This is a genomic window from Erythrobacter sp., from assembly GCF_038133525.1.
Lineage (GTDB): Bacteria > Pseudomonadota > Alphaproteobacteria > Sphingomonadales > Sphingomonadaceae > Qipengyuania.
On sequence record NZ_JAYPTL010000102.1, the window covers coordinates 1 to 6,517 of the forward strand.

Annotated in this window: 7 protein-coding genes; all 7 read right to left on the bottom strand. The window is 60.9% G+C overall.

Annotated elements, in window-relative coordinates; all coding sequences use genetic code 11:
• Positions 1 to 295 precede the first annotated feature (295 nt).
• Positions 296 to 1,024, bottom strand: coding sequence for an HAD family hydrolase (locus AAFM29_RS16315; protein WP_341713809.1), 729 nt, complete (start codon positions 1,022 to 1,024; stop codon positions 296 to 298).
• Positions 1,021 to 1,947 carry an aminotransferase class IV gene (locus AAFM29_RS16320; protein WP_341713810.1) on the bottom strand — a complete coding sequence of 309 codons (927 nt, stop codon included), beginning with the start codon at positions 1,945 to 1,947 and terminating at the stop codon, positions 1,021 to 1,023. The genes AAFM29_RS16315 and AAFM29_RS16320 overlap by 4 nt, the downstream gene beginning before the upstream one ends.
• Before the next feature lie 4 nt (positions 1,948 to 1,951).
• A complete protein-coding gene (locus AAFM29_RS16325) occupies positions 1,952 to 3,817 on the bottom strand; it encodes a cation:proton antiporter (RefSeq protein WP_341713811.1) in 1,866 nt (621 codons plus the stop codon).
• A gap of 28 nt (positions 3,818 to 3,845) precedes the next feature.
• The gene (lpdA, locus tag AAFM29_RS16330) at positions 3,846 to 5,258 is read right to left on the bottom strand and encodes a dihydrolipoyl dehydrogenase (protein ID WP_341713812.1); all 1,413 of its coding nucleotides are present in this window, start codon (positions 5,256 to 5,258) and stop codon (positions 3,846 to 3,848) included.
• A gap of 167 nt (positions 5,259 to 5,425) precedes the next feature.
• Positions 5,426 to 5,803: a hotdog domain-containing protein gene (locus tag AAFM29_RS16335; RefSeq protein WP_341713813.1), complete on the bottom strand. Its 378-nt coding sequence runs from the start codon at positions 5,801 to 5,803 to the stop codon at positions 5,426 to 5,428.
• A complete protein-coding gene (locus tag AAFM29_RS16340; RefSeq protein WP_341713814.1) occupies positions 5,796 to 6,128 on the bottom strand; it encodes a hypothetical protein in 333 nt (110 codons plus the stop codon). Before AAFM29_RS16340 ends, AAFM29_RS16335 begins: the two co-directional genes overlap by 8 nt.
• Positions 6,129 to 6,517 (bottom strand): 2-oxo acid dehydrogenase subunit E2 (locus AAFM29_RS16345; RefSeq protein WP_341713815.1); only part of this gene is annotated, 389 nt, incomplete at its 5' end.

Here is a 6,517-nt window from a genome sequence, read left to right on the forward strand (position 1 = left end):
TTTGCGGTTTGCCCTCCCCCTCCCATCCTCGCCGGAAGGCAGGTGCGCATGGCAGAGCCATGCGCGCAGTTCGGAGGCGTGTGTGCGAACCTAAGCCTTAACCAAGTCAGGGACGAAGGGCTGCGGAAATTACTGGACAAATGAGGGCAGTTTAGAGCAGGCATTGAAGGTCGGAAAACGACGGAAATTTGGAAATGTGGTCAAAATTGTGGGAACGATTTTGGCGCTTTGGTAATCAAAAAATGATTTCAAATCATTAGGTTGAGACTTATTAAGTCCACCCTGTCCGCCAGCACTACCCCGTGATCGCCTGCCGCCTGAGGAACTCGTAATCGGCCATGCAGGCGTCGGCCACGTCGCGGTAGATACCCTCCAGATGGGGTAGCGGACCAGGAGCTTCGCCGAAGCCCGTCGACGCGTTGACTGCATCGTACCAATGACTTTGCCAGATTCCGTCCTGAGGATGCGGCCCTTTCTCCCATCCCAGCATGGCGGGATCCCATGCGAGACCCAATGCCTCGCACAGTGAGTTGAGAATCCTCGCAGGCTTGGCAAGGATATCTGCGCTGTCGACGACGGGAGGGGCCCTGCCCAATCTATCGGCCACGCGCTGAAAGTAGTCGCGTTGCCTGGCGGTGCCCAGGTGCTCTGGCCTGATCTCGGTCCGTTTATTGGCGTAGCTTGCCGCGACTCTGCGCGGGTCCCGGATCAGGAAGGCGTGGCGCATCTCGGGAAAATCCGAGATGCTGACCGGGCCTTCCATGTGGTGCGTCATGTGCTTTTGATACCAGACCGGGCGCCCGTCAGGCGGTAATCCGCGCAAGGATCTGGCCACCCGCTGCCAGTCGCAGTCCATGGCCGCGATAACATCCTCGGCCATCGGCTGCGGGTCCCGTGTTTCCTTGAGATAGGCTCCGTAAAACGGTTCATCGCTGACGAAGGTGTCCGCCCTGCTGGAGAAACTGCGCATCATCGCGGTCGAAAGATTACGAGGGCCCGACCACATCGCAATGTGGATCGTCATGGACGCGACCTCTCCCCGACATCCTGTGCGAGGCGCGCAAGATAGAGTTGCTGCAATCGTTCGACCATCGGGCCACGTTCGCTACCCAGCACTCGCCCGTCGACTGCACCGACCGGTGCCACACCGGCAAATGTTCCTGTGGTGAAGGCCTCATCCGCACCATAGACATGGGTCAGCGAGAAATTGCGTTCACGAACCGTAATGCCAGCCCCTCGGGCGATCTCGATCACCACCCCGCGGGTGATCCCATCGAGGCAGTAATCGCCGCTGGAGGTCCACACTTCGCCGTCCTTGACGATGAAGAAATGGGTCGAGTTGCAGGTTGCGACGAAGCCGTGGGGATCGAGCATGAGACCCTCGTCCGCGCCAGCCTGCGCAGCCTGGATGCAGGCGGTAATGCAGTTGAGCTTGGAATGCGAATTGAGCATCGGATCCTGGACGTCGGGATAGCCGCGCCGGACATGCACCGTTGCCAGTGAAAGCATCCGCGTGGCCGTTTCCGGCGCCGGTTCCTTCCATTCGGGGATGATGACGATAGTGGCAGGCGAGATCACCACTCTGGGGTCCTGGTACGGGGTCGACCGGATACCACGCGTCACCATCAAGCGGATATGCACGCCATCGCCGACCATTTCGTTGGCATCCAGTACAGCATAAAGGCGGCGTTCAAGCTCTTCGCGCGCAATGCCGATATCCATGAGGATCGCTTTCGCGCCCCGATAGAGGCGGTCCAGATGCCGGTCGAGAAAGGCCAACCGCCCGTGATGCAGGCGGATCCCCTCCCACACTCCGTCGCCGAGCATGAACCCACTGTCGAACACGCTGATCTTTGCGTCGGCGCGAGGGAAATGTTCGCCATTGATATCGATGATCACGTTATCGTTGCGCGCGTCTGGGATGTATTGATGCGTGCCCTTTGCCATCGGGTCAGCTCCCTCGAGCTATGATATCGTCCATCGACTGACGCAGCTTTGGATCCCATTCGGCGCGCAATTCACGAATCTTCGCAAGCAAGGGCTCGTTCTCCCACGATGGAATGTCGAGGCGATAGAGGTCAGCCACCTCACGCATCGACGTACGGTCCATTTCTTCCCAGGTGTCGGAAAGGGCGATGGCGGTCTGATGGTCGATGCCAAGCGCTTCATAGGCCGAGCGGCCCATGCGCAGGGCGCTATCGTATGTCTCGCGCACGATATCGCGGCAACCCATCGCCCACAGGTGGTAGACATGGTCACGATCCTTGGCGCGCGCGATCACGTGAAGATTGGGGAAGTTGCCGCAGGCGTAGCGTACCAGCTTGTCGATCTGCTCACGCTCGTCGAGCGCTACGATCAGCATCTTGGCCCGGTCGATTCCAGCGCTTGCGAGCAGGTCGGGCCGCGTCGCATCGCCAAAGAAGCTCTTCACTCCGAACTTCTTCAACTGCTCGATATGTTCGCTGTCGTAATCGATCACGGTCGCCTGGTGTCCCGCGGCATTGAGCATGCGATCGATAATCCCGCCGACCCGACCGCGCCCCGCGATAATGATCGGGTTCTCCTCCTCGATGGTGTCAGGCTCGCGCTCATCAGCATCCCCGCAATAGGCGTGCGCAATGACCTTGTCGTAGAGGATGAACAGCAACGGCGTGACCAGCATGGTCAGCGCTACGATCAGCAGCAAAAGATCGGCCAGATCCTGCGAAAAAATGGCATTGCCGAGCGCGAAGGAGATCAAGACGAAGGCGAATTCGCCTGCCTGCGGCAGGGCCAGTGCGAATAGCCACAGGGACTCGCGGCGGAGCCCAGACAGTCGACCGACCAGCAAGAGTACGGCGATCTTTACAGCAATTGTCAGCGCGGCCCAGAATACGACTTCACGCCAACGGTCGAATGCCAGGACGAAATCGATCCCTGCACCCACGGTGATGAAGAACAGGCCGAGCAGCAGGCCCTTAAACGGATCGATGTCGCTTTCGAGCTCGTGGCGATATTCGCTGTTGGCCAGCACCACCCCGGCGATGAAGGTGCCAAGCGCGGGTGAGAGACCCACCAGTGACATCAGCAGCGCGATGCCGATCACGAACACCAGGCCGGCCGCGGTGAACAACTCGCGCAGGTTGGCGGCGGCGATATAACGGAAGATCGGGCGCGTCAGATAGTTGCCGATAAAGGCCACGGCCGCCACCGCGCCGACGCGGACCAGCGCCGCCTGCCATGCGGCGAGATGCGCTGTGAGGTCCAGGGAGGATCCGTGTGCGGCCTCTGCGACCTCACCAGCGGGCACTGCGGATACCAGCTCAGGCAGGGCGAGCAGAGGCAAGATGGCCAGGATCGGGATCACTGCTACGTCCTGGAATAACAGGACCGAAAAGGCTGCCTCACCGCCGGTGCTTCTCAGCAATCCTTTCTCGTTGAGCGACTGAACGATGATCGCGGTCGATGACAGCGCCAACACCATGCCGATGGCCAGGGCGGTCTGCCAGTCATTGCCATTGAGCAGCGATATGCCGGTGATGGCCATCACAGTCAGCAGGACTTGCCCACCGCCGGTCCCGATCAGTGTACCGCGCATGGCCCAGAGTTTTTTCGGCTCTAGCTCGAGCCCGACGATGAACAGCATCATCACCACGCCGAATTCGGCGAAGACCTGCAGTGCATCGACATCGACCTTGAGCGCGCCCAGCAGTGGGGCGATCGCCATTCCGGCGAGCAAATAGCCCAGCACCGAGCCCAGGCCGAAGCGTGTCGCCAGCGGTACCGAAACCAGACCCGCGACCAGGATCAGGAAGGCGAGGATCAAGAAATCGGTCACTGCGCCCTCCCCCTGTTATGCGCGCGGATCAGATATGCAGCGCGCGCCCGTATGCGGCAAGCACGCTCTCATGCATGCTCTCGCTTATCGTCGGATGCGGGAAGACGGTGTTCATCAGTTCCGCCTCGGTCGTCTCCAGCGTCTTGCCGACGACAAAGCCCTGGATCATCTCGGTCACTTCGGCACCGACCATATGCGCGCCCAGCAGCTCGCCGGTCTTCGCATCGAACACGGTCTTCACGAAGCCTTCGGCCTCACCCAGCGCGATGGCCTTGCCATTGCCGATGAAGGGGAAGGTTCCGGCCTTGACCTCGTAGCCCGCTTCCTTCGCCTTGGCCTCGGTCATGCCGACGCTCGCGATCTGCGGGTGGCAGTAGGTGCAACCGGGGATGTTGTTGCGGTCCAGCGGATGCGGGTGGACGTCCTTGTTGCCCAATTCCCTGGCGATGGCTTCGGCGGTGGTGACACCTTCATGGCTCGCCTTGTGCGCCAGCCACGGTCCGGGCGTGCAATCGCCGATCGCCCACAACCCCTTCGACTTGGTGCGGCCATAGGGATCGATCTGGATGAAGCCACGGTCGAGATCGACCAGCTTCTCGAGCCCGATATTCTCGGTGTTCGGAACGATGCCGATGGCGACGATGCAGTGGCTGAACTCGGTCTCGGAAACCTTGCCGTCCTTGGCCTTGATCTTCGCCTTCGCACCACTCGTGGAGACCTTGAGGTCCTCCACCCCGGCACCGGTCATGATCGTCATGCCCTGCTTGGTCAGGCTTTTTTCGAGGAAGGCGGAGACGTCCTTGTCTTCCACCGGCACCACGCGATCGAGCATCTCGACCACCGTCACTTCACAACCCATGTCGTTGTAGAAACTGGCGAACTCGATCCCGATCGCGCCGCTGCCGATCACCAGCAGCTTCTTCGGCATCTCGGGCGGGGTCATCGCATGGCGATAGGTCCACACGCGCTTGCCGTCGGCCTTGGCGAACGGCAGGTCGCGCGCGCGAGCGCCAGTGGCGACGATCACGTGCTTGGCGGTGAGCTTCTCTTCGCCCTTCTCGCCTTGCACGGTCAAGGAAGTCGGGCCGGTCAGCATGCCTTCGCCCATATGCACCGTGATTTTGTTCTTCTTCATCAGGTGCGTGACGCCCTGGTTGAGCTGCTTGGCCACGCCACGGCTGCGCTTTACCACCGCTTCAAGGTCCGCCTCGATCTTGCCGGCGATCTTGAGACCATAGTCGCTCGCGTGCTGGGCATAGTGCAGGATCTCGGCCGAGCGCAGCAGCGCCTTGGTCGGGATGCAGCCCCAGTTGAGGCAGATGCCGCCCAGCAGTTCGCGTTCGACGATGGCGGTCTTGAGGCCCAGCTGCGCACAGCGGATCGCCGCGACATAGCCGCCGGGTCCGGAACCGAGAACGATGACGTCGTATGTAGGAGCCATTTTGGATTCAGCCTTCGATCAGTCCGTCTGGATGGAACACATGGAACACGGTCCTGGAGTTAAAATCCTCCGGCCGCGAGATTGGATGGAAATGGAAATTGCTGCGCGGATCGAAGTGCGGGCCATATCGACGTGCATACCGTCGCAAGCGGATTGTAGGACAGCGCTCACACCCATTGCCCCGACACCGCACGCGGGCGGTTATTTTCGTCCAGCAGCACGAATTTGAAGGTGCCCTGCGCCACCTTGGTTTCGGTCTCGCCGTTGCGCTCGCGGCCAACCGCTTCGGCTGCAATGGTGAGCGACGTGTTGCCGGTGATGGCGACCTCGCAATAGACCGAGAGCTCGTCCCCTACCTGCATCGCACCGGGGAAGGCGAAATCGGTGGCCGAGACGACCACTGCCTTGCCCTTCCCCACCCGGCTCGCGAGGGAACCTGCGCCCAGCGCCATCTGGCTCATCAGCCACCCACCGAACACCCCGCCATAGGGGTTGAGGTCGGTCGGCATGGCCGTGACGCGGATGAGGGGGGAGCGGTCAGGCATCCGCTTTGATCTTTCTCAAGACGCTATTGAATAGCCGGGTCAGAATAGTGTGCCCTTTGCCGTCAATCAGCTTGGTCTGCTGACCAACCAGTTTCCATTCGACCATGGTTTCGCTGGAAATGGCCTTTCGAAAATCATCCCAAGCTGAATCATACCGAGCCAATTCATCACGGCGCAAGATTGCAGATTGCCAAACGTCGCCGACAGTCAGCCATTGCGATGCGTCTTCGACTGGAACTTCCATCTCGATGGCTTCAAAAGCTGCTTCGATAGCCCAGATTTCATCACCATCGCCCCAAAGACCGAGATTCGGCAGGCTGGCCAATTAAACCACCAGCCCCATTGGGTTCTCGACCAGCTGCTGGAACGCCTGCATCAGCGCTGCACCGTCCGCTCCGTCGATGGCGCGGTGGTCGAAACTGCCGGTGGCGCTCATCACTGTGGCGATGCCAAGTGCGCCGTCGATCACCCAGGGGCGCTGCTCGCCCGCACCGACTGCGAGGATCATCGCCTGCGGCGGGTTGATCACTGCGTCGAACTGCTTGGTGCCGAACATGCCGAGGTTGGAGAGCGAGGCGGTGCCGCCCTGGAATTCATGCGGCTGTAACTTGCCGTCCTTGGCCTTGCCCGCAAGCTCCTTCATCTCGGTGCTGATCTGTGCGAGGCCCTTGCGGCCCGCATCGCGGATGATCGGGGTGATCAGGCCCGAAGGCG